The organism is Bradyrhizobium sp., assembly GCF_016213215.1.
Taxonomy (GTDB): Bacteria; Pseudomonadota; Alphaproteobacteria; order Rhizobiales; family Xanthobacteraceae; genus Bradyrhizobium.
This window is the reverse complement of record NZ_JACRAW010000009.1, coordinates 1-23,642: the sequence shown is the minus strand read 5'-3', so window position 1 is coordinate 23,642 and position 23,642 is coordinate 1. Positions and strand designations below refer to the sequence as shown.

Genomic DNA, 23,642 nt, shown 5'->3' with positions numbered 1-23,642 from the left:
GTCGAGACTTCGCCGCGAGCGTATTCCTCAGCCTTTTGGTTCACCGTGATGGCGTCGGGTGCCACCAACGACCGCCGATGACGACCCCTTCGGAGACAATCTTGCGATCGCCGATCAGGTGCTCGCCGACCACGTCGACGTAATCGAAACGGCCTTCCCTCATCGAGATAACAGTGGCGTCTCCGACGCTTCCCGGCTTGAGGCTTCCGAGTTCGGGACGCCGCAGTGCCATGGCGGCGTTGACCGTCGAGGCCGCCACGACGTCAGGCAGCGGCATGCCCATGCAGAGGAATTTCGACATCGTGGTCACCTGATCAAACGCGGGACCGTCGATGCACAGCGCATGGACGTCCGAGGAGATGGTGTCCGGGTAGAAGCCGTTGGCGAGCATCGCACGCGCGGTCTTGAACGCGAAGGAGCCCTTGCCGTGGCCGATGTCAAACAGCACGCCGCGTGCTCGCGCCTCCAGCACAGGCCTTTTCACCGTTCCCTGGGCGGTGGCGAGTGAATTGGGAAACGGGCGGAAGGCGTGGGTCAGGATATCGCCTGGACGCAGGCGGGCGAGAACCTCCTCGTTGCCGGGCGGCGGATGGTCGAGATGCACCATCACCGGCATGCCGACCTGCTCGGCGACCTCCAGCGCGATTTCAAGCGGCGCGATTCCCGAGGTGCCACCGGAGTTGCGGCCGACCCGCACCTTGATGCCGACGATAACGTCGCGGTTGGCGTCCGCCACCTCTGCTGTATCGATCGGGTTGAGCAGCCGGAGGTCCTCGCTCTCACCGACCATCACCCGCTGCGAGAAGCCGAAGACACCGGCGTGCGAGACATGCAGATAGGCCAGAATGCGGACCTCGCTCCGTTCGATGACGTGCTTGCGGAAGCCTGCGAAATTGCCGGGGCCGGCACTGCCGGTATCGACCGCCGTGGTGACGCCGGACATCCGGCAATAATGTTCAGCGTCGATGCTGATCGAGGAGCCGCCCCAATAGACGTGGGTGTGCAAGTCGATCAGCCCCGGAGTGACGATATAGCCGGACACGTCGCGGACGTCCGTTCCAGGATCCGCCTTTAGTCCGTTCCCGACCATGGCCACCTTGCCGGCTGAAAAGCCGACATCCGTCACGGAGTCGAGCTTCTGAGACGGGTCGATCACCCGACCTCCGCGCAGGATCAGATCGAAAGGCATCGCGATCTCCAAAATTGCCGCACCGCTCCCGGGAGGTTCGCCAGGCCCGTCAGCGGCCGGCTGCCGGTTCTGCCGGGACAAACATCCCCGCCAACAGCCGCTCGATCACGGTTGCCATGATGAAGGCGCCGCTGGTGAAGAAACCCGGGCCCCACAGCAGCATGCTTGCAAGATAGACGTTTTGCGAGCCCTCCGCCCGCAGGGTCTTCATGTCGACGGTTGCCCCGAGCGTCGCGAGGCCATCGCGATCGTAGGCGTGCAGCAGGCCCTGGCGAGCGAGATCGCGGATCAGCTCGGGCTGTCCGGCACTGTTGACGTCGCGGTTCATCCTGCTCGTCGTGTTGACAAGGTTGAGTGCCCGCTCGACGCCAAAGTCGTGGACAATTCGATACTCGTCCGAACCCGCATCGAAAATCACCTCGCGGACGCCCCTGACAATCGACAGGCGACCGGCAGCGTGCAAGGCGGCCAGTTTCTCCAGCGTAGAGACCGGACACGGGGCCGCGTAGCCCAGCGTCGATGATTCCAACTTTGCCCGGTAGAGTCTTTCATCATCGGGCGCGAGGACCCGCTCACCGAACACATCCCAGACGTCGATCCTGGCATCGGAGAAGAGGTCGACGAGAAAGTTCCGAGCCTGCGGATCGCCAGCTTCCGCGATGGCGTGACGAAGAAGCTCTCCGGCCCGGTCGTTCACCTCTGCACCGGATTTGCAGCCGGCATACGGTTCGCTCACCGACGGCCAATCGACCGCAACTCCGTTGGCATCGGCCTCGCGCTGGATCGCCGCGGCAATGTCGGCAAGACGCAAGCCGTCCGTCGCGGCCGCCGCACGCATCGCCGCCGGCGTGAAATGGCGACGCGTCAGTTTGCGTGGATAACGGCTCTGGGCATGCTTGAGGCGGCCGGTGCGCGAGCAAAGAACGACATGCCGCTGGTTGGGCCCGGGCCGAAACGTCAACACGCCACCGACCCGTTCGAACGCGCAGCCGGTCTCCGGCGAGAACAGCCGGTTTATCACGTCATAAGCGCTGAGCGAGGCACCAAGAACGTGCACCGTGGCATCGAGCGGAAGAGAGTCCAAGGTGTCGGTCCGAATGTGGGTCGGGAAGTATCTGGCCCGCGAGCCCGCAGTCGGGTGCGGATAGGGATCGAACTCCGGACACCGACCGGTCGTCAGAATTGCGGCGTCTGCTTCGACTTCCCCCGAGGCGGATCGAAGCATGACCCGGCCGCTTGCCGTCTCTCGCAGCGCCGTGACTTCCTCAGACACGAGACTGACATTGATCCCCTTGATTGCCGCGACCGTGCAGGTGGCCGCGAAAGCATCCTTCAGAAACGCGCCGTACACCCATCTCGGCAAGTGCCCCTTCTCGTCGAGGCCCGGGGCGAGATCGGGCCGGCCCTTCAGCCAGGTCACGAAGGCCCGGAGATTGGAAGGGACCAGGCACAGCGTATCGCTCGTATTGTTGAGCAGGTACTCGGCACACTCATCCAACCGGTAGGGATAGCCTGGACCAAAGTCGCCGGTCGCCTCGAAGATCGTGATCTGCTTGACGGGATAGCGGTCGACGAGCTGAAAGAAGGCGCTGGTGCCGGTGAAGCCGCAGCCAACGATCGCAATGTGATTGGGTGTCGTCACGAGTGTCCCCCCAGGTGACGAGGAAAGTGCGGATGCCGGATCAGCCATCCTCGCCGACCCCCGTGGCAGACACTACTCCATCACCCTCCAACAATTCCACTACTGTCCGACAATGGATCGCGTCATCGACAGGCTCAGACGCCGGGCAGTTCTTCCGGACCTTTGTCCGGCCGAGACCTGGTTGAGAGGCAATCGTTTTGGTGAGGCTTGCCGATGGATCAGATCCGAGCGACCGGGATTGCAGGCGACCGTTATCTGTTGAATGGTCGGACGATCAAACTATAATTCCCAACTGCAATCGTTGACGGCACGGCGCCTTTGGGGACAACCGGCCTCATTCTACCATTGGTGGGACACTTGGCCTTAAAGCTTGAGCCGATCCGAAACGAGCCGGCCTATCGGATCGTGGCGCGCGAAATCGGGGACAGGATCATTCGCGGCGAGATTGCGGTCGGAGAAGCCCTGCCTTCGGAAATGGCGCTCGCCGAACAGCTCAAGGTCAACCGCTCCACCGTCCGCGAAGCCATTCGCGTGGTCGAACAGAACGGCCTCGTTCGCCGCAGGGATGGCGGCAAGAAACTCTACGTTACGGCGCCTCGCAGTGCGGACCTCGCCAAAGGCGTGCAAGCCGCGATGATCCTTCAGGAGGTCACGTTCCGCGAGCTTTGGGAAGTGCTGCAGGCCGTCGAACCGCTGGCCGCCGAGGCATCGGCGCGCAACGCCACCCAGGAGCAGATCGACAAGCTTGCGGACAATTTCGAGCGGACCAGATACGCGCTCGACAACCGTCACAACCTCACCGAACTCGATATCGAGTTCCATCACCTCGTCGCGGAAGCCTCCGGCAACCGCGCACTTCAGCTGTCGCTCGCCCCGATAAGCCAGCTGTTCTATCCCGCCTTCTACAAGGTCTTTGCCCGCCTCAATGCGGGCGACCGGCTGTTGTTCGCGCACCAGAAGATTATCGAGGCAATCAAAACCAAGGACGAGCGCGAGGCGCGGGCCTGGATGGAAAGGCATATCGCCGACTTCAAGCGCGGTTACGAGCTTGCGAACCTCGACATGGAAACGGTCGTCGGCCCCGCCAGGTCCGAGCCCTAAGGCATGAGAGGGCTCAGGTCTGGCGGGAGACCGCACCCCTCACCCGGCGCTTCGCGCCGAACCTCTCCCTATGGGAGAGGTGACCTACGTTCTGGCCGACTGACAATCGCGAAAACCTGATGATGCGCCGTCACGCTCGCCGCCATCAAGGTCGGGCTTCTCACGCTGCCGGTTGCTCGCCGTTCGAAAGCTGGGATCGCCGCTGCTCCAGATCGCGCAAAGCCCGGCGCTGCGTCTTGCCGGTCGCGGTCTTCGGCAGCTCGCCGACGAATTCGATGGCGCGCGGGTACTTGTAAGGCGCGGTTGACCGTTTCACGCACTCCTGGATCGACTCCGCGAGAGCATCCGAAGCCGCAACGCCGGGACGCAGCACGATGAATGCCTTGACGATCTCCCCGCGTTCCTTGTCCGGCGAAGCGACTACCGCGCACTCGAGCACATCCGGGTGCTCCAGAACCGCATTCTCGACTTCCGACGGGCCGATGCGGTATCCCGCCGAACTGATGATGTCGTCACGCCGGCCGCGGTAGAAGAAATACCCGTCTTCATCGCAAACGCCGAGATCTCCGGTCACGAACCAGCGGCCGTCCGGACCGTCCACGAACGATTCCCTGGTGCGTGCTTCGTCGCGCCAATAGCCGAGCATCAGCTGAGGATTTGGCGTGAGCAGCGCGATGTCGCCCTCCGTTCCCGGAGGAAGCCTGCGGCCGTTGCCGTCGATGACACCGAGCTCGACGCCGGGAGCTGCAAGCCCCATCGAACCGGCCTTCTGCGGCGTATCCACGATGTTGAGTACAGTCATCAGCGTTTCGGTTTGACCATAGGCTTCCAGGATCGGCCGCCCTGTCGCCTCGCGCCACTTGTCCGATACCACCGTGTTCAACGCCTCGCCAGCGGAGACGGTACGGCGAAGCTTTCCGAGATTGTAGGCACTGACGTCCTCCGCCACGACGCGGAAGAGCTCCGTTCCCGGCGCGCAGTAAACCGTGACCCCGTATTTCTCAAGCAGGTGAAGCCGCTGTTTCGGCTCGAACGGGCCATCGTAGAACAGGGCGCAAGCGCCCCAGCTCCAGGGTCCGAACAGGATCGAAGTTCCGGCCTTGCTCCAGCCGGTGTCGGCCGTGCACCAGATGACGTCATCATGCGAGAGACCAAGCCAGTAGCGAGCTGACATGCGCCAGGCATAGAGTGCCCGCGTGGCGTGAAGCACGCCCTTCGGGTTTCCCGTCGATCCGCTCGTGTAATAGAGGATGGCGGGATCGTCCTTATCCATCGGGCTCGCCGCAAAATCCTCGCTCGCCGCCGCCATGGCGTTGTCGTAGCTTTCGAAGCTCGATGCTTCGCCGATACAGATTCGCACCGGCAGCATCGACTCCAGGCCGTCGAACTTGCCGGCATGCTCCGCCCTGACGAACGCGCCGCGGGCGCCCGAATTCTCCACTCGGTACGCGATGTCCTTTGGCGTCAGCATCTCGATACAGGGAATGGGAACCGCGCCGAGCTTCAGACAGCCAACGATCGCGATCTGCCACTCCGGAATGCGCGGCATCATCACCAGGATGCGATCTCCCTTTCGCAGCCCGCGCTGATGCAAGGCGGAGGCGAAGCGCGAGGCCAGCCGCGACATTTCCGAAAACGTAAACGTGCGCTCCTCTCCCGCCGCATTGGTCCAGATCAGCGCCGGACCGTCGGCCTCGCGCGCGATCCTATCGACGACGTCCGCGGCGAAGTTGAACGTATCCGGGACATCCCAGCGAAACGCCTGCTGGACTGCACGATAGGACGTGAGCGCGTCCGCCATGTCTTCCTCCATTACTTGTCGTTCATCCGTAGCATCATCCGCAAAACCCGCAACTGCCGCCTTGCGCGGCCGTCACGTCCTCACCCTGCCCAGCTTGCGCGCAATGCTCCATCGGTGGACCTCGGACGGACCGTCGTAAATCCGGAAGGCGCGCACATCCCTGAAGATGCGTTCCACTTCGGTGTCTCGCGTAATCCCAAGGCCTCCCAGAACCTGGACGCAGCGATCGACAATGCGCCAGACCGCCTCGGAAACGTAGACCTTCGTCATGCTGCTCTCGAGGTCGGCACGCTCGCCCTGGTCGAGCAGCCAGGCGGCGTGTCGGATCGCAAGCTGCGCGGTATGCATGTCGATCGCGTTGTCGGCGAGCATGAAGCCGACGCCTTCGTGGGAGATGATCGGGCTACCGAAGGCATGCCGGCGGCGAGAATGCTCCAGCGCGATGTCGTGCGCGCGCCTGGCCGCGCCCAGCCACCGCATGCAATGAGTGAGGCGCGCCGGCACCAGGCGAACCTGCGCGTTGCGGAATCCCTCCCCGATCGAGCCCAGCACGTCAGTCGCGGGCACCCGCAGATCCTCCAGAACAATCTCCCCATGCCCTCCCGTGAACGAGCTGTCGAGCGTATCAAGCGAACGAACGCAGCGGAAACCCGGCATCGGCAGATCGCAAAGGAACATGGTGGCGCCGACATCCTGCCCGTCCACGACCGTGCGGGCCATGATGATGGCAAAGGCGGCTCCTTCGGCTCCCGTGATCAGCCATTTGCGCCCGTTGATGATGAATTCATCCCCGCTCTTGACCGCGGTCGTCATCAACAGCGAAGGATCCGCACCGGCCCCGGGATGCGGCTCGGTCATGCAGAAGCAGGAGCGCGTCTCGCCCGCCGCCAAATGTCGCAGCCAGCGTTCCTTCTGTTCCGGCGTGGCGATCCTCTCCATCAGATGCATGTTGCCTTCATCCGGCGCCGCGCAATTCATCGCGACCGGCCCCAGCATGGAGTAGCCGGCGGCTTCAAAGACCACGGCTCTGCCCAAATGCGTGAGGTCGAGTCCCCCCATGTCCCGGGACACGTGCGGGCTGAGCAGGCCGGCCGCGCGGGCATGCGCGATCAGTTCGTGCCTCAGTGCATCGTCGGGTCCATGAGCGGTTCGCCGCGGATCTCTCTCATAGGGAATGATCGTATCCCGTATGAAGGATTGCGTGCGGTCTTGAAGCTCGCGGAGCTCGCTCGTCAGGCTGAAGTCCATTTGCGCAGCACCTTTAGAATATCTTGTCGTTGATGATTTGCAGGGTGAAGGCGAAGAGGTCGTTGCCCAGATCGCCAAACGCCGCATAGCGGACGTCGTTGGTCTCGCCCGACCGGTATCGGAAGTTGAGTTGATGAAATACCACGCCAAGCTTGAGCATGGTCAGGACGCGGTAGGGCTTGATTTCCGCGATCGAACGGCCCGTGATACGGTCGTACATCTGCGCCGCCGCTTCCCGGTCGGGAAAGCCCTCGCGCGCGGTCGGCATCTGCGCGAGGCGGTGCATGCACGCGGCATCGTTCGCCTGGCACCAATAGCTCAGCGTCGTCGCAAGATCGAACAGCGGATCGCCCTGCGTTCCCATGTCCCAGTCGAGAATTGCCGTCGGCATCAGGCTCGCCGAATCAAGCAGAAGATTGTCGAGCTTGAAGTCGTTGTGCAGCAGGGTGGCACGGTCGACTTTCGGAGCCGGCGCACGGTCGAGCCATTCGGCGATCGCCGCAGCGTCGTTGGACAATCCGCCTTCGATCACTCGGGAAGCGCGATCGACCCAGCTCGCGGCGGTGCGCCGGAAGAAGCCGCCCGGCCGGCCGAGATCTTCAAGTCCTGCCTTTCGAACATCGACCGCATGAATCGCGCTAAGGGTTTCGATCATCGTGTTGGCGAGGCTGCGCGCAACGACCGCGGTCTCGCCCAGCGGTGCCATCCGGTCACCGCGGACGGCAACCCCGGATCGGAATTCGAGCAGCTGGAACGGCGCGCCGGCCACCGCCGCATCATCGCAATAATGCAGGCTGCGAGGCGCGAGGGGCAGTTCGCGCCATAGGCCGGAAAGGATCCTGTGTTCGCGCCGCATGTCATGGGCGCCGGGAGGCAGCGGTCCATCGGGTGGACGGCGCAGCACGACCCAGCCGGACTCGAGCCGAACCAGGAAGTTCAGGTTGGCGAGCCCGCCCGAAAACTGTCGCGGCGTGAAGGTTCGGTCGAAGGCGAGGCCGCTGCGCTCAAGTCGCTGAGCAATTCCGTACCAATCAAGCGGGCGCGTTTCCTCGGCGCCCTTCAGCGCGATCCCTGTCGGTAGCGCCAATGGGGCTCGATCGTCAGCGGCTTTGGACATCAAACGGCGACCTTTTTCGTATGATTGTCTGACAATTATTTTGGCGTCAAGAAGGTTGCTGGCATGACGGTCCTACCGCTTTTTCAGCGTATATGTCTGTTTATACTCCAGTATTTAGCTGATGCAGCCGAATTCGAGGTATGTTCCCTTAGGGCTTTATCAAACTTAATTGTCGGGCTATCGTACAAAAAAGGACGGGGCCACCCGTCCCTAATCGTTGTGCAGGAGGAGGAAAGGCCCATGAAGAGAGGATTGGCAGCCGCCATCATGACCGCGGCAATCTGCTTCGCGTCGACCGCGAGCGGACAGCAGACGGCGGTCAAAATCGGAATTCTCAACGATCAGTCCGGACCCTACGCCGATCTTGGCGGCGCCGGGTCGATCGTCGCCGCGCAAATGGCGATCGAGGACTTCGGCGGCAAGGCGCTTGGCAAGCCCGTCGAGCTGACCAGCGCCGACCATCAGAACAAGCCGGATATCGGCGGGGCCATCGCCCGGCGCTGGGTCGACGTTGAGAACGTGGATGCGATCGTGGACGTCCCGCATTCCGCCACCGCGTTCTCGGTCCTGTCCGTGACGCAGGCCACCAACCGCATGCTCCTGCTTTCCGGACCGGCTCACACGGACTTCACCGGCAAGAGGTGCGCACCGACCACGATCCATTGGACATATGACAGCTATGCGATGGCCAATGGTACCGCTCGCGCGATGGTCAAGGGCGGCGGCAACACCTGGTTTTTCCTGACCGGAGACAATGCCGGCACGATTGCGCTGCAGGACGACGCGAAGCGCTTCGTCGAGCAGGCCGGCGGCAGCGTCCTCGGCGCGGTGCGTGCGCCGCTCAACAGCCCCGACTTCTCATCGTTCCTGCTTCAGGCGCAGGCATCGAAGGCGAAAGTCATCGGGCTGGCGAATGCCGGCGCCGATACGGTGAATTCCGTCAAGCAGGCGGCCGAATTCAACATCGTCAATCAAGGCCAGAAGCTTGCGGGACTTCTGATCTTCCTCTCCGACGTTCACGGCATCGGACTCAAGGAAGCGCACGGGCTCGTCGCCACGGAAGCCTTCTACTGGGATCTCAACGACGAAACCCGCGCCTGGTCGAAGCGCTTCATGGAGCGCCACAAGGGTCGGGCGCCCACCAGCGTGCAGGCCGGCGTCTACGGCGCGGTGCTGCATTATCTGAAAGCCGTCAACGCCGCGAATACCAAGGATTCCGTGGCGGTCGCCAAGAAGATGAAGGAGTTGCGGGTCAATGATTTCTTCAGCAAGGATGTCGTTATCCGGGAGGACGGCCGCGTGGTGCGCGACATGTATCTGCTTGAGGTGAAGAAGCCGGAGGAGTCGAAATATCCCTGGGACTACTACAAGGTGATGGCGACGATCCCCGGCGCGGAGGCGTTCCGTCCGATGGCTGAAGGCGGATGTCCTCTGGTGAAAACCCAATAGCAGGACATCACGGAGAGGTCCTTGAACGTTTCAGACGCTGTTGCAGCGCGAATCTCGGTGAGAGCGTTCAAGTTTGCGGGTCCTTCTGCGAACCGCTCGCACCAGCGCAACCTGGTGGGAGCGGTTTAACTTGAGGAAACCCTTCCGCGTGGAACAGGCTCACTTGACCGGCACAAAAAATACGGCTTTGAAACCGGCCATTTGATGGGCGGCTTATTTTCGCTTATCGGTTATCCCGTTCTGACCCCGTTCCCAAAGGAGAAATGAATGAAACGACTGGTCCTCGCCGCCCTGGCCATGGGACTTGCCGCAGGCAATGCGTCCGCCCAGGACGCGGCCGCCGGCGAAAAGGTATTCGTGGTGTGCAAGGCCTGCCACCAGGTGGGCGATAGCGCCAAGAACACCGTCGGCCCCGTGCTGAACGGGCTGTTCGGCCGCAAGGCTGGAACCGTCGATGGCTACAGCTATTCGGCCGGCAACAAGAGCTCGGGCCTGACCTGGGATGAGGCGACTTTCTCCGATTATATCAAGGACCCCAAAGCCAAGGTTCCGGGCACGAAGATGGCCTATGCCGGCCTCAAGGACGAGCAGAAGATCAAGGATCTGATCGCCTACCTGCACACGTTCGACAAGGCGCCGGTCAAGGTCGCGCAATAACGAAAAGCTGCCATGGTGATGACCGGCGTGATTGGCATTTGCCAACGTCACGCCGGCGTCACCTGGCAACTCCGCGCGCCGAGACGGATGGATCCGAGAGGTTGCAGCCACCCGTCACATCGGGCTTCCCGGACGAAGCCGCGTGTTTGCCATCGACGGCGGCCACCAGCGTCAGCGTGTCAACGACGACGCCAGAGATCGGCGGTCGCTCATACCCGATCGTCAGTCTTCAGCCTTACCGCCATCTATCACTGTAAGCAGCGGACCGGGCTGCGCGGCCTCCGCGAGCAGTTCATCAATCATGGCGGTCGCCGCCTCGACGTACTTCCGCGTTGGCCGGTCCAAGGGACGCTTGGCTTCGTCCTCAAGGGCAAGTTTGGCTGCCTCAACGACCCGCCGCATACGCACCGCCGACTCATCCCCGACCGTGAGCGCTGCCCTGGCAATCGTTCGTAGTACAAACAGCTCGCCTTCCAGACGCAGCAGGCGATCGTTAAGCTTGGCCAGGGCGATGTTGATGTCCGACATCACGAATTTCCCAAAAAACTGCTTAAATCTAATCCACGGAAAGAGATCACGTGGCGATCGAAACGCGCAACAGGAAACATTTGCGCAATTGCCCCGCGGCACGTTCAAGGAATCCTGGCTGGTCGTATCCAAGGCCCGGCTGCGTATCTACTTGAAGACGAACTCTTGACGGGCACCTCCCTGTACGAGCCCTACACCAACATCCTCCCTCGATCGCCCCTTCACCTCCGAGACCGCCTCAGACCAAACCAGCCGAAGCGGGGCTGCTCGGTTTCCCTTCTGACAACCTTCAGCCCCGCATTCTGCAGCTCGATCAGGTTGCCCCGGCCTGCCCGGACAGATTCGACCAGCTCGTCAGCAATGCGCCTTCTCAGCTCATGGCTATCCTTGTCGGCGGGGATCTTCTTGCAGACATAATCCAGAGCCGCCGTCAGCATGACGATGGTGTTTTGATCGAACCTGGTCAGCATGCTTTCTCCCTCGTCCGGCCAGCCGAATCATGGAGCAACCGTTGACTGGCGGGGCGTGCTTGACGTTTCCAGTACCCGATTCCTTCGGCCGCCCGAAGCACTCCGCGCGCAGATTCGATCACGCGCCAACTTAGAGCTCTGAATGCTTGCTCAACGGCCCGTGAAGCTCCGCAACCTGACAATTCGCGCGACCATCAATCGTCGGCGCCAGGCTCACCCTGGTCGATCCGCTGCATGGCTTCCAGCATCTTGAGCAGGTAGTGGAGCGCATGCGCGATATCGTTGATTGAAAAGTCGGCGAGGACCTTGTCGTAGTATGCATGGATCTTTGGCAGCGCCCTGTCCTGCCAGACCCGACGGCCCGCCGCGGTCATCGTTACAATTCGAGAGCGCCGATCGCGGGTGTCGGCAGCTACCGCGATATGGCCGTCACGCTCCATCCGGCCGACGAGTCCGGCCAGGTTCTGCCGGCTCACCATCAGATACTTGGCAAGATCGCCGATGCTGACCCCGTGCTGCGCGCCTTCGCGTGACAGCGCGCCGAGCACAGCCCATTGCTGGGTGGTGAGACCTTCGACCTCGACCGCACGGCTTCCGGTCTTATGCAACATGTTGGCGCATTGATAGAGACGAAAGAACAGCCTGTTGGCCAGTTCAAGCTTGGCTTCTTCTCGAGTTCCGTTCGTCTTTACCTTCGGCATGAAGCGAGCGCTCTTGTAAGTGGGGACATCTTATGACAATATATTGTCATATCTGGTCCGGGCAAGGATATTACCCCGGGGCCGGGGCGAGGGCCCGAGAGAGGCCAAAGCGCGACGGGGAGGTGCCATGAAGCGTTTCGAAAACAGAACTGTGATCGTCACGGGCGGCGGCGGCGGCATTGGCGGCGCGACGTGTCGCAGGTTTGCCCGGGAGGGCGCGCGGGTCGCCGTGTTCGATCTGAACCTCGATGCGGCGGAGAAGGTCGCGGCCTCCATCCGGACGGACGGCGGCGTCGCCCAGGCATTTCGCTGCGACATAACGGACAGAACGAGCGTCGATGCCGCCCTCGCCGCGGCAGAATCCGGCCTGGGACCCGTTGACATATTGGTCAACAACGCAGGCTGGGACGTCTTCCGTCCCTTCACCAAGACCGAACCGGCGCAATGGGACCGGCTCATCGCCATCAACCTTGTCGGCGCACTGCATATGCATCACGCGGTGCTGCCCGGCATGGTTTCGCGGAGGTCGGGACGGATCGTCAATATTTCGTCGGATGCCGCCCGCGTCGGATCGTCGGGCGAGGCCGTCTATGCAGCCTGCAAGGGCGGCATTGTGGCGTTCTCGAAGACGATCGCCCGCGAACATTCCCGCCATGGCATCACCGTGAACGTGGTCTGTCCAGGACCGACCGACACGGCCCTGTTTGCCGATTACAAGGAAGGCGCCGGGAACCCGGAAAAGCTCGAGGAAGCTTTCAAGCGCTCAATTCCCCTCGGGCGGATCGGCCAGCCCGAGGATTTGCCGGGCGCCATCCTGTTCTTCGCGAGCGACGACGCAGGCTATGTGACCGGCCAGGTGCTGAGCGTCTCCGGCGGACTGACCATGAACGGCTAATCTGGAGTGCGGGAGTAAAGTCATGGAATTCGAGGATCTCATCTACGAAATCCGCAACGGCGTCGCCTGGATCATCATCAACCGTCCCGACAAGATGAACGCGTTTCGCGGCAGGACGTGCGACGAACTGATCAAGGCGCTGTACAAGGCCGGCTACGACAAGAACGTCGGCGCGATCGTGCTTGCGGGTGCGGGTGACCGCGCCTTCTGCACCGGCGGCGACCAGTCGTCCCACGACGGCAACTACGATGGGCGCGGCACCATCGGCCTTCCCATGGAAGAATTGCATACGGCGATCCGCGACGTGCCGAAGCCGGTGATCGCGCGCGTCCAGGGCTATGCCATCGGCGGCGGCAACGTGCTGTGCACGATTTGCGATCTGACGATCTGTTCCGAAAAGGCCATCTTCGGCCAGGTCGGCCCCAAAATGGGCTCCGTCGATCCCGGTTATGGAACCGCCTTCCTGGCTCGCGTGGTCGGAGAAAAGAAGGCGCGCGAGATGTGGTACCTGTGCCGCCGCTACACGGGGCAGGAGGCGGTCGCGATGGGGCTCGCCAACGCCTGCGTGCCGCACGACCAGCTCGATGCGGAAGTGCAGAAGTGGGGCGAGGAATTGTGCGAACGCAGCCCGACCGCGATCGCAATTGCCAAGCGCAGCTTCAACATGGATACCGCGCACCAGGCCGGCATCGCCGGCATGGGAATGTATGCCCTCAAGCTCTACTACGAAACGGATGAATCGCGCGAAGGGGTCAAAGCGCTGCAGGAGAAGCGCAAACCCGAATTCCGCAAGTTCGCCAAATAGCGGACCGCACCGACATCGTTCAAAGACCGTCTCAGGCGGCGAGCCGACATAAGCCCCGGGAGCTGACAAGGTGAATCCATATCTGGACGAAGATCTGGTCGCGCTCGGCGAGCAGGCCCGCCGTTTCGCGGCCGATCGCGTCGCGCCCGGATATCTTGAACGCGACAGGACGCGCGTTCTCGATCGGGGGCTGATGAAACAGATGGGCGCGATGGGGTTCATCGCGCCCGAGCTGCCGGAGCAATTTGGCGGCCTGGGCATGAGCTGCCTGGCCGCGGGCGTGATCCACGAGGAGATCGCCCGCGCTGATCTTTCCATCTCCTACATCAACCTGCTCGGCTCGCTGAACGGCCAGATTCTCGCGCATCACGGCCGGCCCGAGGTCGTCCGCCCGTGGCTCAGTCGGCTGATCGCCGGCGAGGCATTGCTCGCGCTCGCGTTGACCGAGCCGCGAGGCGGCTCCGATGCCGGCAACCTGCGGCTTCAGATCGAACGCGCTGGCGAGGAATACATCCTCAACGGCGAGAAAACGTCGATTTCGGCTGCGGATCAGGCCGATGCGGCCGTGGTGTTCGGCCGCACCGGCGCTCCCGACTCCGGCGCCCATGGGGTAACGGCGGTGCTGGTTCCGATGGACCTGCCCGGCGTGACAAGAAGTCGATTCGATTGCCATGGTCAGCGCGCCATCGGACGCGGCTCCATCTTCTTCGAGAATGTCCGCGTTCCGGCTTCCCATCGCCTCGGCGAGGAGAACAAGGGGTTCGTGCAGGTCATGCAGGGCTTCGACTTCTCGCGCGCCCTGATCGGCCTGCAGGTCCTCGCCGTTGCGCGCGTCGCTCTGGAGGAGACCTGGGTCTATGTCGCCGAACGGCAGTCCTTCGGCAAGCCGCTGTCGGCCTTTCAGGGCGTGTCGCATCCCCTCGCCGATCTCGACACCCAGGTCGAGGCGGCGCGTCTGCTTTGCCTGCAGGCGCTGTGGCTGAAAGACCGGGGAGCCCCGCACAGCGCCGAGGCGGCCATGTGCAAATGGTGGGCGCCGAAGCTCGCATACGAAGCCGTCCATCAGTGCCTGCTGATGCACGGCCACGGCGGCTATGATCGTGGTCCGATGGAACAGCGGCTCCGCGACGTGCTCGGCTTTCAGATCGGCGACGGCACGGCCCAGATCATGAAGACAATTATCGCGCGCGCCCGTGCCGGCCGCAACGCGGTCCCGGCCTGACAACAAGAACGCGAATCGTGGCAACGACATTGGAGAGGAAACATGGAATTCGATGCCGTTCTCCTGCCGAGGCGGCGCGCCGAGAGCATCGCACGCGGATATTGGCATGACCATACGATCAATACCTATGTGGACGCCTGCGTTGCCGCCTGCCCCGACAAGCGCGCACTGACCGCAGTCCGCGCGGACAGCGGCGAGGTTCGCCAGTTTACCTACCGGGAACTCGCAACGCTGGCCGATCGCATCGCAATCGGGCTGTCTCGTCTTGGCGTTGGACGCAACGATGTCGTTGCCATGCAACTGCCGAACTGGTGGCAGTTTACGGCGCTGTACCTTGCCTGTTCACGCATCGGCGCCGTTCTCAATCCGCTCATGCCGATCTTTCGGGAGCGGGAGCTCGGCTTCATGCTGAGGCATGGCGAGGCAAAGGTCCTCGTTGTTCCGAAACAGTTCCGGAACTTCGACCACGAGGCCATGGCAAGGAACCTGAAGCCGGAGCTTCCGTCGCTGACGCGTATCGTTGTCGTCGACGGTGGCGGCGCGGACGACTTCGATACGCTGCTGACGAAACCGGAATGGGAGAAGCAACCGGACGCGCGCGACATACTGGCGGCGAACCGTCCCGGGCCGGACGATATCACGCAACTGATCTACACCTCCGGCACGACCGGCGAACCAAAGGGCGTGATGCATTCGGCCAACACGCTCATGTCCAACATCATTCCCTACGCGGAAAGGCTGAAGCTCGGAAGTGACGACGTCGTCCTGATGGCCTCTCCGATGGCACACCAGACCGGCTTCATGTACGGCCTGATCATGCCGATCATGCTGCAGGCCCGCGCCGTGCTGCAGGATATCTGGAATCCGGAAGTAGCCGCCGATGTGATCCGTCGGGAGGGTGTCACCTTCACCATGGCCTCCACGCCTTTCCTGACCGACCTCACGCGCGTGGTATCGGAGACCGGCAAAGCGGTGCCGAGCCTGAAGACCTTCCTCTGCGCGGGAGCTCCGATCCCCGGGCCGCTGGTCGAGCAGGCGCGCAAGACCCTCGGGACCAAGATCGTTTCGGCGTGGGGAATGACCGAAAACGGCGCGGTTACCTTGATCAGGCTCGAGGATGACGACGTCCGCGCCTTCACGACCGACGGCTGCGCCCTGCCGGGGGTCGGGATCAAGATCGCCGACTCCGAAGGCAAGACATTGCCGCCCGGCGAGCCCGGCAAGCTTCTCGTCCGAGCCTGCTCGAACTTCGGCGGATATCTTAAACGCCCGCAATGGAACGGCACCGATGCCGACGGCTGGTTCGACACCGGCGATCTCGCGCGCATGGATGCGGCCGGCTATATTCGCATTACCGGCCGCAGCAAGGACGTCATCATCAGAGGCGGCGAGAACATACCCGTCGTCGAGATCGAGGCCCTGCTCTACAGGCACCCTGCGGTGGCGCAAGTCGCGATCATTGCCTACCCGGACGAACGTCTCGGCGAGCGCGCCTGCGCGGTGATCGTGCCGAAATTCAACCAGGCCATCGACCAGGCGGCGATGGCGGAATTTCTCAAGTCGCAAAAGGTCGCGATTCAGTACGTTCCGGAGCGCCTGATCCTGACCGAGGCGATGCCCGCGACGCCTTCCGGCAAGATCCAGAAATTCAAGCTCCGCGAGATGCTGCGCGGCAACGAATTGTGAGGTTTGCTGCGTCCGCAGCGATGACGTCATAGCGGGCATCGGCACGAGAAATATTTGAGGCAGGAACAATGAAAGCAGCTTTTTTGACCGGCCACGGCGGCAATGAGGTCGTCACCGTTGGAGAGCGGCCGATCCCGCGGCGCGGAGCTGGTGAAATTCTCGTTCGCATGAAAGCCGCGACGGTCAATCGCGTCGATCTCTATATGCGCGACAGCGGTGCCGGCATCACCCACAGCCTGCCGCAGATCATGGGCGTCGATGGTGCCGGCGTGATCGAAGAAGCCGATTCGAGCGATCTGATCGGCCGCAATGTGACGCTGTATCCCGGGATCGTGTGCGGGCGCTGCGAATTCTGCAGCCGCGGCGAGCCGGTGCTTTGCGCCAGGATGAGCCTGCTCGGCGAGCATCGCGACGGAACCATGGCCGAATTTGTCTGCCTTCCCGCCCAGAACGCTCTGCCTCTGCCGGGCACTGTGGATTTCGCGCAGGGAGCCGCGCTCGGTGTCAATTATCTCACGGCATGGCGCATGCTGTTCACCAAGGCCAGGCTTCAACCCGGCGAAACCGTGCTGGTCTTTGGGGTCGGCGGCGGCGTATCGCAGGCAGCGCTGCAGATTGCCAAGGCCGCCGGAGCCCGCGTCTTCGTCACCTCACGCAGCAAAGACAAGCTCGACCGCGCCAGAGAACTGGGAGCCGATGCCACCATCGACGCCCCACCGGACAAGATTCCTGCCCGGGTCATGGAGTTGACGCAGGGCCGCGGCGTCGACGTGGTGATCGAGAACATCGGCGGCGCGATATGGAGCGCGGCGCTGAAATGCCTCGTCCGCGGCGGCCGGATCGCAACTTGCGGCGCGACCATCGGCGACCAGCCGCCGGCAGATCTGCGCCGGGTCTTCATCCGCCAGCTGCAGATCTTCGGATCGACCCTCGGCAATCCGGACGAATTCTCGAGCCTCATCGAGTGGTGCGCGCAAAGCCGCATCCGGCCGCCGATCGACGCCCGCTACAAACTCGATGACGTTCACGCCGCCCTCTCCCATCTCGAGTCGGGCACGCAGTTCGGCAAGATAGCCGTCGATATCTGAAGCACAGGAAAAGCGACTTTCCCGCTCCAGGCGATATTTGCCTTGCCAAATATGTATTAGAGTACCAGAATGTCAGGAAAGATTTCCTCGCAACGAGGCGGGGGGCTGAAGTCCCGGGCGAAAGCGGCGCTCAAGGCAACTGCCACGATGGATGCAGCGAAGAGCGAAGACAGCAGGAAAGCGTATGGCTCTCGCATCAGGCGAGCCACGAGCGCCGATCTGCCGGCGATCGTGAAGCTCGACCAGGCAACGAGCGGAAGATCGAAACCGGAATACTGGCGCGACAAGCTTGCTCAATTCTCGGATACCCATGCGGACAAGCGCGTCTTTCTCGTCGCCGAGGTCGAGGGGCAGATCGTCGGCTTCATCACCGGTGAGATCCGCGACTTCGAGTTCGGTGCCGATCCTCGCGGCTGGGTTTTCGCCGTTTCCGTCGATCCCAAGATGCGCGTCAAGAATATCGGTACGCGCCTGTTCGACGAGATCTGCGAGATCTTTCGGCGCGCCGGAGTGGACAAGGTATCCACCCTGATCGAGCGCGATTCGGAGCTCGTGCTGGCGTTCTTCCGGAGTCAAGGAATGATCTTCGGTCGCTATATCCAGATGGAAAAGGATATTGGTTGACGTACAACAAATGAAGCGCGTTCCATTCCGCTAATTAACGGCGGAGAATCGTCCTGGAGCCTTCCGCGCCGAGAATGTGCGGGAGCGAAGGCACTAGGTGGCAGGCCAAAAAGAGGCTATTTCCATCTGAGCCGAACCGGGATGGAAGACGGAAAGACCCCGAATCGATGAAACTGCAGAAGGCGACCATCTGCGGACTTTATGCGGTGCTCGAACTTGCGACGCACGCAGAAGAGCAGACGCATGCCGCAGACATCGCCAGGAAATACGACATATCGCTCAACCACCTGAACAAGGTCTTGCGTACGCTGGTGCGTGCGCGGCTCATCGAATCGGTGCGGGGACGAGGCGGAGGCTACCGCTTTTGCGGCAATCCCAAGCGCCTGACGCTATTGGACGTCGTCGAACTGTTCGAGGACCCCTCGCCTGATCTCGATCAGGCCGACATCCGCGACAACACCGAGAGCCGGACGCTGCACAGGATCCTGACCGAGATCGACGATATCGCGATTGCTACGTTGCGTTCGGTCTCCATCACCTCGCTGGTCAAAATGATCGACAGCGAGCGACGCAAGAATGAGCGTAGCCCCGGGCGCGCGGCGCGGGTTGCTGCCGAATAGCGCTTTCGGGCGTACGAGCGACGCGAAAGGCCAGACGCACTCCTCCCGCTATATCTTCTCATCGTGAGGAGCTTGCGAAGCAAGCGTCTCGAAGGATGAAGGCCCGCTTCGGGCCTCATGGTTCGAGACGGCGCTACGCGCCTCCTCACCATGAGGGGCGGCCGAACCCGATATCTCAACAGCAGTGGTGATTTCTTCCTAAACCTCGAATTCGGCCTCCAGGAAGCTCGGGTCGCAATCGCCGAACGGCTGCTGACGGTAGGCTTCGCGCTTGCCGCGATAGAGAATGCCGGTGTTGAACCCGTCGTCGGTCATCAGGCGCCGGGCCGCGCGAGCGGGATCGTCCGTCTCAGGCACGACGGCCTTGCGAACCTGTTCCCTCCACGCCTTCTGCTGGTCGGCCCGGAACGTCACGCAAGGGCTGAGAATTTGCACAAATGAGAAGCCGGGCCAACGTACCGCTTCCACGATCAGCCTGGTACAGCCCGCCAGATCACCCGAGAAGCCGCGCGCGATGAAATTGGCGCCAGAGGCAAGCGCAATGACGAGCGGATGAAACGGCGTCACCCCGGTGCCTTCCGGCGCAATGTCCGTTTCCCAGTCCGGCTCGGTCGTCGGAGACGGCTGGCCCTTGGTCATGCCGTAAATGCGGTTGTCCATGACGATGTAGGTGACATCGATATTGCGACGGCAGGCGTGCAGGAAATGGTTGCCGCCGATCGAAAAGCCGTCGCCGTCGCCGCTGGCAACGATCACCGTGAGATCCGGCCGGGCTACCTTGAGCCCGGTGGCAAGCGGAAGCGAGCGGCCATGAACGCCGTGAAAGCCGTAGCAATTCGTATACGCGGGAATGCGCGACGAACAGCCGATCCCCGACACGATCGCAACCTGTTCCGGCGGCAGGGCAAGCTCGGCCAGCGCCCGCTGGAACATCAACAGCACCGAATGATCGCCGCATCCCGGACACCACACCGGTTTCACGGATGACTTGTAATCCGCCGGCTTGAACTCGCGCCTCATGTCCGCCATCCTGTTCATGCGCTGGCTCCCTTCTGGATGTGGGCGAGGACCTCGCCCGGCCTGATCGGCAGCGGACCGGGACAGGCAATCGAGACGACCTCGGCAGGCAGATCGTAGTACGCGCGCAGGTAGCGCCAGAACTGCGCGCCATGGCTCTGCTCGATCACCAGCACGCGCCTGACACCTTCCAGTGCCCTCGCCAGCAGCGCGGGTTGCGGCGGCGAAATCAATCGGAGCGCAATCAGTTTCACGTTGATTCCCTGGCTGCGCGCGATCTCGATCGCTTCGCGCAACGGCTCGCTTGACGAGCCCCAGGTCAGCAGCGCGAGTTCTCCTTGGCCATCGATCTCGGCCCAGTGCGTCGAGAAGTCGAATGCATCGAGCTTGTGCTGCCGCTTGTGCAGCTGTTCGACGTGATCCTGCGCCTGGCTCGACGGAACTCCTCTTGCGTTGTGGGTCAGCCCATCGGCCGTGTATTGCCCGCAGCGCTGGCCGGGAATCGACATCGGCGAAACGCCGGATTCGGTCGCCGCATAGCGCGCATAGTTATCGATCGGCTCGGTCGGCGTGAGGCGCCTTGTGCCGAACGAGATTTCTTTCGGTCTGTCGATGACCGCACGCGCCTGACCGATCGACTGGTCCGACAGCACGATGACGGGCGTCTGCAGGCTTTCCGCCAGATGCACTGACCATTGCGCCGTCAGCAGGCAATCGGAAATGGACAGGGGGGCCGTGACGACATGAGGCGCATCGCCGTGCAGGCCGTAGACGGCGATGTTGAGATCGCTTTGCTCCGACTTGGTTGCAATCCCGGTGGATGGGCCGGAACGCATCACGTCGACCACCACGATCGGTGTCTCGGAAGCGACCGCGAGCCCAAGAGACTCGATCATCAGGGACAATCCCGGCCCGGCCGTGGCCGTCAATGCCGGTGCGCCGCCGAAACTCGCGCCCATCACCATATTGATGGAGGCGAGTTCGTCCTCGGCCTGAACCAGCGCTCCCCCGCATTGCGGCAAGGCACCGGCCATCCATTCGAGAATCTCCGTGGCGGGCGTGATCGGGTAGCCGCCGACGAATTTCACCCCGCCCCTGATCGCGCCGTAGCCGGTCGCCTCGTTGCCGCTGATCGACCAGCGGCCCTGGGGCTTGCTCGCGGGAGTCGCAAGACGAGGAATCGTCACGTCGGGCGCATGGGCGGACCCGAGTTGCAACGCCTCTTCGCTCGCGGCGAGCGCTTCCGGCTTCCTGCGCCCGATCGATGCGGCAACGGCGTCGCTGACGGCTTGCTCCGGTAAGCCGATGAGGCGGGCGAGGACGCCGAGCGCGATCATGGCGCTGCGCCCGCCACTCACGCTCTTGGCAAGCTTGGCCATCGGCACCTGCGCGACGCGCGCTCCGGAAGCGCGAAGAAAGGCGGGTATATCGCCGGCCGCAGGGTCCGCGATGATAAGGCCGGACGAATCGAGCGGCAGCTCCGCCGCGAAGCGCTGGACGTTGTCGAAATCGAGGGCGAGCAGGACGTCGAACCTGTCGCCGGGCGACTGCACCACCTTGGGCGAGAGACGGACCATGGCCGCCGCTTCGCCGCCCCTGATTTGCGGACCTGTCGACCGGGTCATCAGGCCGTAGAGGCCGCAGCGCGTTGCCGCTTCCAGGAGCAGCTGCCCCGCGGTCATCACGCCGGCACCGCCCGAACCCGTCAGCGCAATCGACAGGGACACGGCTTCCCCGCTCGTGATCATGCTTTCCTCCCTCCCGTGAAGTGCGGTTGATCCAGATCAATTTTAAATTCGCATTCTAATACTAGATTACAAATTAAGAGCGCTCCCCGCAACCGCGTTGACGAGGGAAGCCGAAAGACAGGAAACGAGTTCGGGGAGGACGCCGATGGGCGTGATGAATCGCGATGAGCGTCGCATAAGCGCGCGACGGATTGCCTGCTTGCTTCCCCGCATCAATCTGCCCTCACGCCGAAGAGCGCCTTCAGCGAACGTTCCACTCTAAGCCGGGAGGATTCCAGGCATGCTTGACAGGCCGAACCCCACGACGGGTGAAATCGTCAAACGCTGCGAGGAGCTGTTCAGTGATCTGACCTTTGCCGCCGCACGCCAGTGGAAGGCAGCCGAACCCGGCCGCATCGTCATCGGCTTCATGCCCTACTATGCGCCGCGCGAACTCGTGCATGCGGCGGGCGGCCTGCCGCTCGGAATCTTCGGCGGCGGCGATCAGCTCGAGGTGATCCACGGCGACGCCTATTACCAGAGCTACATCTGCCGAATTCCCCGCTCGACCATCGAACTCGGCGTATCGGGCCGCCTCGACTTCGTCGACGGCATGATGTTCCCATCGATCTGCGACGTGATCCGCAATCTGTCGGGGATGTGGAAGCTGATGTTCCCTGACAAGGGAGCTCGCTATATCGACCTGCCGCACAATTTCGAAGACGATCTCGGCGGTGAATTCTACGTCAGCGAGCTCCGAGAGACCTGTCACTGGCTTTCCGCCATGACCGGCAAGCCGATTACGGACGAGGCGCTGCGCGCCTCGATTGCCGTCTTCAACGAAAACCGCAGGCTGGTCCGCGAGGCTTATCAACTGCGCGCGGACGAACCGTGGAACATACCCTCGTCCGAGCTTTACCTGCTGCTTCGCGCCGGGATGGTCATCCCGGTCGAGGAGCACAACAAGATGCTGCGCGACTATCTCGCCGCCGCCCGCCTCCAGCAGCGGCCGCGCAAGGACAATGCGCGGGTCGTCATCTCCGGTGTATTCTGCGAACAGCCGCCGCTCAACCTCATCAGGTCCATCGAAATAGCCGGTTGCTACATCGTCGATGACGACTTCATCCTGGTCACGCGCTGGGAGAATTCCGACGTCGAACTTGCCGGCGATCCGCTGACCAACCTGGCGCGCGCCTATCTGCACGACTCCAAATCGACGCCTCCGAAGTACGAACCGGACGAGGCGAAGAAGGGCCTCTATCTGGTCGACAGTGTGCGCAGGAACCGCGCCGAAGGCGTGATCTTCGCCATGACCAGCTTCTGCGATCCCGGCCTGCTGGAGCGCCCGATGCTGCAGGCGGTGCTCAAGAAGCACAATATCCCGCAGATCGCGTTCAAATACGCGGAAAATTCCGGCCAGATGCAGCCGATCCGAGAACAGGCCGGCACTTTCGCCGATTCCATCAAACTGTGGAGCGGAACATGACGGTTATCGTCACACCAAAGGCCCCCTCGCCTGAAGTCATCAAGGACGCCTCGATGGCCAGGCAGAAGGAGATGGTCAACGCCCACTACGACCGTCTCGCCAGCGCAAAGGAGAACGGCGAGAAGGTTGCCGCGACCTTCGTTCCGGGCAACCTGAACGAACTCCTGATGTGCTTCGGCTTCGTCAACAATCTCCCCGAGATCAACGCCATCCAGAACGGGCTTCGCCGCCAAAGCGGAGCCTACGTCCTGGAAGCCGAAAAGCTTGGCCACTCGGAGGACGTCTGCACTTACGTCAAGTCCGATATCGGCATGATGGCCAAAGGCAACATCGGACCGAACGGCCGCCCGCTGCCGAATCCCGATGTCCTTCTCCTGTCCTATACCGGCTGCTTCACCTTCATGAAGTGGTTCGAACTGCTGCGCCGGCAATACGGCTGCGAGACCATCATGTTCCAGACGCCCTACATGGCGGACGGCAAGATCACCAGGGACATGATCAGCTACATGGTCAAGCAGCTCAGGCAGGACGTGATTCCGAAGCTGGAGCGGATCTCGGGCATCAAGTTC

Annotated in this window: 22 protein-coding genes; 12 read left to right on the top strand and 10 right to left on the bottom strand. The window is 62.5% G+C overall.

The window, feature by feature from the left end:
- Positions 1–40: 40 nt before the first annotated feature.
- Positions 41–1,189, bottom strand: a complete 1,149-nt coding sequence (locus HY852_RS02865; RefSeq protein ID WP_291602437.1) for an amidohydrolase/deacetylase family metallohydrolase — start codon at positions 1,187–1,189, stop codon at positions 41–43.
- 49 nt (positions 1,190–1,238) lie between these two features.
- Positions 1,239–2,831 (bottom strand): FAD/NAD(P)-binding protein, encoded by a 1,593-nt coding sequence (locus HY852_RS02860; RefSeq protein ID WP_291602436.1) that lies wholly within the window; start codon positions 2,829–2,831, stop codon positions 1,239–1,241.
- A gap of 357 nt (positions 2,832–3,188) precedes the next feature.
- Here HY852_RS02860 and HY852_RS02855 point away from each other — a divergent pair, with 357 nt between their 5' ends.
- The gene (locus HY852_RS02855; protein ID WP_291602434.1) at positions 3,189–3,932 is read left to right on the top strand and encodes a FadR/GntR family transcriptional regulator; all 744 of its coding nucleotides are present in this window, start codon (positions 3,189–3,191) and stop codon (positions 3,930–3,932) included.
- A 160-nt stretch (positions 3,933–4,092) separates the two neighbouring features.
- Here HY852_RS02855 and HY852_RS02850 read toward each other — a convergent pair whose 3' ends face one another.
- The 3 genes from HY852_RS02850 to HY852_RS02840 all read right to left on the bottom strand — a co-directional run bounded on the left by HY852_RS02850 (position 4,093) and on the right by HY852_RS02840 (position 8,098).
- Positions 4,093–5,733 (bottom strand): acyl-CoA synthetase, encoded by a 1,641-nt coding sequence (locus HY852_RS02850; RefSeq protein ID WP_291602433.1) that lies wholly within the window; start codon positions 5,731–5,733, stop codon positions 4,093–4,095.
- Between the two features lie 72 nt (positions 5,734–5,805).
- A complete protein-coding gene (locus tag HY852_RS02845) occupies positions 5,806–6,981 on the bottom strand; it encodes an acyl-CoA dehydrogenase family protein (RefSeq protein WP_291602432.1) in 1,176 nt (391 codons plus the stop codon).
- Between the two features lie 13 nt (positions 6,982–6,994).
- Positions 6,995–8,098 carry a phosphotransferase family protein gene (locus HY852_RS02840; RefSeq protein WP_291602431.1) on the bottom strand — a complete coding sequence of 368 codons (1,104 nt, stop codon included), beginning with the start codon at positions 8,096–8,098 and terminating at the stop codon, positions 6,995–6,997.
- Positions 8,099–8,338: 240 nt separating this feature from the next.
- Between HY852_RS02840 and HY852_RS02835 the strand changes: the two genes are divergently transcribed.
- Together HY852_RS02835 and HY852_RS02830 are read left to right on the top strand one after the other, a co-directional pair.
- A complete protein-coding gene (locus tag HY852_RS02835) occupies positions 8,339–9,547 on the top strand; it encodes an ABC transporter substrate-binding protein (protein ID WP_291602430.1) in 1,209 nt (402 codons plus the stop codon).
- Between the two features lie 267 nt (positions 9,548–9,814).
- Complete coding sequence (locus HY852_RS02830; RefSeq protein ID WP_291602429.1) at positions 9,815–10,204, top strand: cytochrome c family protein; 390 nt, start codon at positions 9,815–9,817, stop codon at positions 10,202–10,204.
- 222 nt (positions 10,205–10,426) lie between these two features.
- Here HY852_RS02830 and HY852_RS02825 read toward each other — a convergent pair whose 3' ends face one another.
- The 3 genes from HY852_RS02825 to HY852_RS02815 form a co-directional block, all read right to left on the bottom strand.
- Positions 10,427–10,732 (bottom strand): hypothetical protein, encoded by a 306-nt coding sequence (locus HY852_RS02825; protein ID WP_291602428.1) that lies wholly within the window; start codon positions 10,730–10,732, stop codon positions 10,427–10,429.
- Positions 10,733–10,953: 221 nt separating this feature from the next.
- The gene (locus HY852_RS02820; protein WP_291602427.1) at positions 10,954–11,202 is read right to left on the bottom strand and encodes a hypothetical protein; all 249 of its coding nucleotides are present in this window, start codon (positions 11,200–11,202) and stop codon (positions 10,954–10,956) included.
- A 194-nt stretch (positions 11,203–11,396) separates the two neighbouring features.
- On the bottom strand, positions 11,397–11,903 hold the full coding sequence (locus tag HY852_RS02815) for a MarR family winged helix-turn-helix transcriptional regulator (RefSeq protein WP_291602426.1): 507 nt from the start codon (positions 11,901–11,903) through the stop codon (positions 11,397–11,399).
- Between the two features lie 127 nt (positions 11,904–12,030).
- Between HY852_RS02815 and badH the strand changes: the two genes are divergently transcribed.
- The 7 genes from badH (at position 12,031) to HY852_RS02780 (ending at position 18,843) form a co-directional block, all read left to right on the top strand.
- Positions 12,031–12,798, top strand: coding sequence for a 2-hydroxycyclohexanecarboxyl-CoA dehydrogenase (gene badH, locus HY852_RS02810; protein ID WP_291602425.1), 768 nt, complete (start codon positions 12,031–12,033; stop codon positions 12,796–12,798).
- A gap of 22 nt (positions 12,799–12,820) precedes the next feature.
- Positions 12,821–13,603: a 2-ketocyclohexanecarboxyl-CoA hydrolase gene (gene badI / locus HY852_RS02805; RefSeq protein ID WP_291602424.1), complete on the top strand. Its 783-nt coding sequence runs from the start codon at positions 12,821–12,823 to the stop codon at positions 13,601–13,603.
- Positions 13,604–13,673: 70 nt separating this feature from the next.
- On the top strand, positions 13,674–14,825 hold the full coding sequence (gene aliB, locus HY852_RS02800; protein ID WP_291602423.1) for a cyclohexanecarboxyl-CoA dehydrogenase: 1,152 nt from the start codon (positions 13,674–13,676) through the stop codon (positions 14,823–14,825).
- Positions 14,826–14,867: 42 nt separating this feature from the next.
- Complete coding sequence (gene aliA, locus HY852_RS02795) at positions 14,868–16,511, top strand: cyclohexanecarboxylate-CoA ligase (protein WP_291602422.1); 1,644 nt, start codon at positions 14,868–14,870, stop codon at positions 16,509–16,511.
- A 68-nt stretch (positions 16,512–16,579) separates the two neighbouring features.
- On the top strand, positions 16,580–17,599 hold the full coding sequence (locus HY852_RS02790; protein WP_291602421.1) for a zinc-binding dehydrogenase: 1,020 nt from the start codon (positions 16,580–16,582) through the stop codon (positions 17,597–17,599).
- Between the two features lie 69 nt (positions 17,600–17,668).
- Entirely contained in the window at positions 17,669–18,223 is a 555-nt protein-coding gene (locus tag HY852_RS02785) for a GNAT family N-acetyltransferase (RefSeq protein ID WP_291602420.1), read from the top strand.
- A 167-nt stretch (positions 18,224–18,390) separates the two neighbouring features.
- Positions 18,391–18,843, top strand: a complete 453-nt coding sequence (locus HY852_RS02780) for an Rrf2 family transcriptional regulator (protein WP_291602419.1) — start codon at positions 18,391–18,393, stop codon at positions 18,841–18,843.
- A gap of 198 nt (positions 18,844–19,041) precedes the next feature.
- Here HY852_RS02780 and HY852_RS02775 read toward each other — a convergent pair whose 3' ends face one another.
- Both HY852_RS02775 and HY852_RS02770 read right to left on the bottom strand, forming a co-directional pair.
- A complete protein-coding gene (locus tag HY852_RS02775) occupies positions 19,042–19,881 on the bottom strand; it encodes a 2-oxoacid:ferredoxin oxidoreductase subunit beta (protein ID WP_291602417.1) in 840 nt (279 codons plus the stop codon).
- Positions 19,878–21,608, bottom strand: a complete 1,731-nt coding sequence (locus HY852_RS02770; RefSeq protein ID WP_291602416.1) for a 2-oxoacid:acceptor oxidoreductase subunit alpha — start codon at positions 21,606–21,608, stop codon at positions 19,878–19,880. The genes HY852_RS02775 and HY852_RS02770 overlap by 4 nt, the downstream gene beginning before the upstream one ends.
- Positions 21,609–21,888: 280 nt before the next feature.
- Between HY852_RS02770 and bcrC the strand changes: the two genes are divergently transcribed.
- Together bcrC and HY852_RS02760 are read left to right on the top strand one after the other, a co-directional pair.
- On the top strand, positions 21,889–23,073 hold the full coding sequence (bcrC, locus tag HY852_RS02765; protein ID WP_291602415.1) for a benzoyl-CoA reductase subunit C: 1,185 nt from the start codon (positions 21,889–21,891) through the stop codon (positions 23,071–23,073).
- Positions 23,070–23,642: 2-hydroxyacyl-CoA dehydratase (locus HY852_RS02760; protein ID WP_291602414.1), on the top strand; the 573-nt coding region annotated here is incomplete at its 3' end. The genes bcrC and HY852_RS02760, both read left to right, overlap by 4 nt.

Bases quoted from the DNA above. Each gene is read 5' to 3' on its own strand.
- HY852_RS02865 (WP_291602437.1), bottom strand. From the start codon at position 1,189: ATGCCTTTCGATCTGATCCTGCGCGGAGGTCGGGTGATCGACCCGTCT.
- HY852_RS02850 (WP_291602433.1), bottom strand. From the start codon at position 5,733: ATGGCGGACGCGCTCACGTCCTATCGTGCAGTCCAGCAGGCGTTTCGC.
- HY852_RS02845 (WP_291602432.1), bottom strand. From the start codon at position 6,981: ATGGACTTCAGCCTGACGAGCGAGCTCCGCGAGCTTCAAGACCGCACG.
- HY852_RS02840 (WP_291602431.1), bottom strand. From the start codon at position 8,098: ATGTCCAAAGCCGCTGACGATCGAGCCCCATTGGCGCTACCGACAGGG.
- HY852_RS02835 (WP_291602430.1), top strand. From the start codon at position 8,339: ATGAAGAGAGGATTGGCAGCCGCCATCATGACCGCGGCAATCTGCTTC.
- HY852_RS02830 (WP_291602429.1), top strand. From the start codon at position 9,815: ATGAAACGACTGGTCCTCGCCGCCCTGGCCATGGGACTTGCCGCAGGC.
- HY852_RS02825 (WP_291602428.1), bottom strand. From the start codon at position 10,732: ATGTCGGACATCAACATCGCCCTGGCCAAGCTTAACGATCGCCTGCTG.
- HY852_RS02820 (WP_291602427.1), bottom strand. From the start codon at position 11,202: ATGCTGACCAGGTTCGATCAAAACACCATCGTCATGCTGACGGCGGCT.
- HY852_RS02815 (WP_291602426.1), bottom strand. From the start codon at position 11,903: ATGCCGAAGGTAAAGACGAACGGAACTCGAGAAGAAGCCAAGCTTGAA.
- badH (WP_291602425.1), top strand. From the start codon at position 12,031: ATGAAGCGTTTCGAAAACAGAACTGTGATCGTCACGGGCGGCGGCGGC.
- badI (WP_291602424.1), top strand. From the start codon at position 12,821: ATGGAATTCGAGGATCTCATCTACGAAATCCGCAACGGCGTCGCCTGG.
- aliA (WP_291602422.1), top strand. From the start codon at position 14,868: ATGGAATTCGATGCCGTTCTCCTGCCGAGGCGGCGCGCCGAGAGCATC.
- HY852_RS02790 (WP_291602421.1), top strand. From the start codon at position 16,580: ATGAAAGCAGCTTTTTTGACCGGCCACGGCGGCAATGAGGTCGTCACC.
- HY852_RS02785 (WP_291602420.1), top strand. From the start codon at position 17,669: ATGTCAGGAAAGATTTCCTCGCAACGAGGCGGGGGGCTGAAGTCCCGG.
- HY852_RS02780 (WP_291602419.1), top strand. From the start codon at position 18,391: ATGAAACTGCAGAAGGCGACCATCTGCGGACTTTATGCGGTGCTCGAA.
- HY852_RS02775 (WP_291602417.1), bottom strand. From the start codon at position 19,881: ATGAACAGGATGGCGGACATGAGGCGCGAGTTCAAGCCGGCGGATTAC.
- HY852_RS02770 (WP_291602416.1), bottom strand. From the start codon at position 21,608: ATGATCACGAGCGGGGAAGCCGTGTCCCTGTCGATTGCGCTGACGGGT.
- bcrC (WP_291602415.1), top strand. From the start codon at position 21,889: ATGCTTGACAGGCCGAACCCCACGACGGGTGAAATCGTCAAACGCTGC.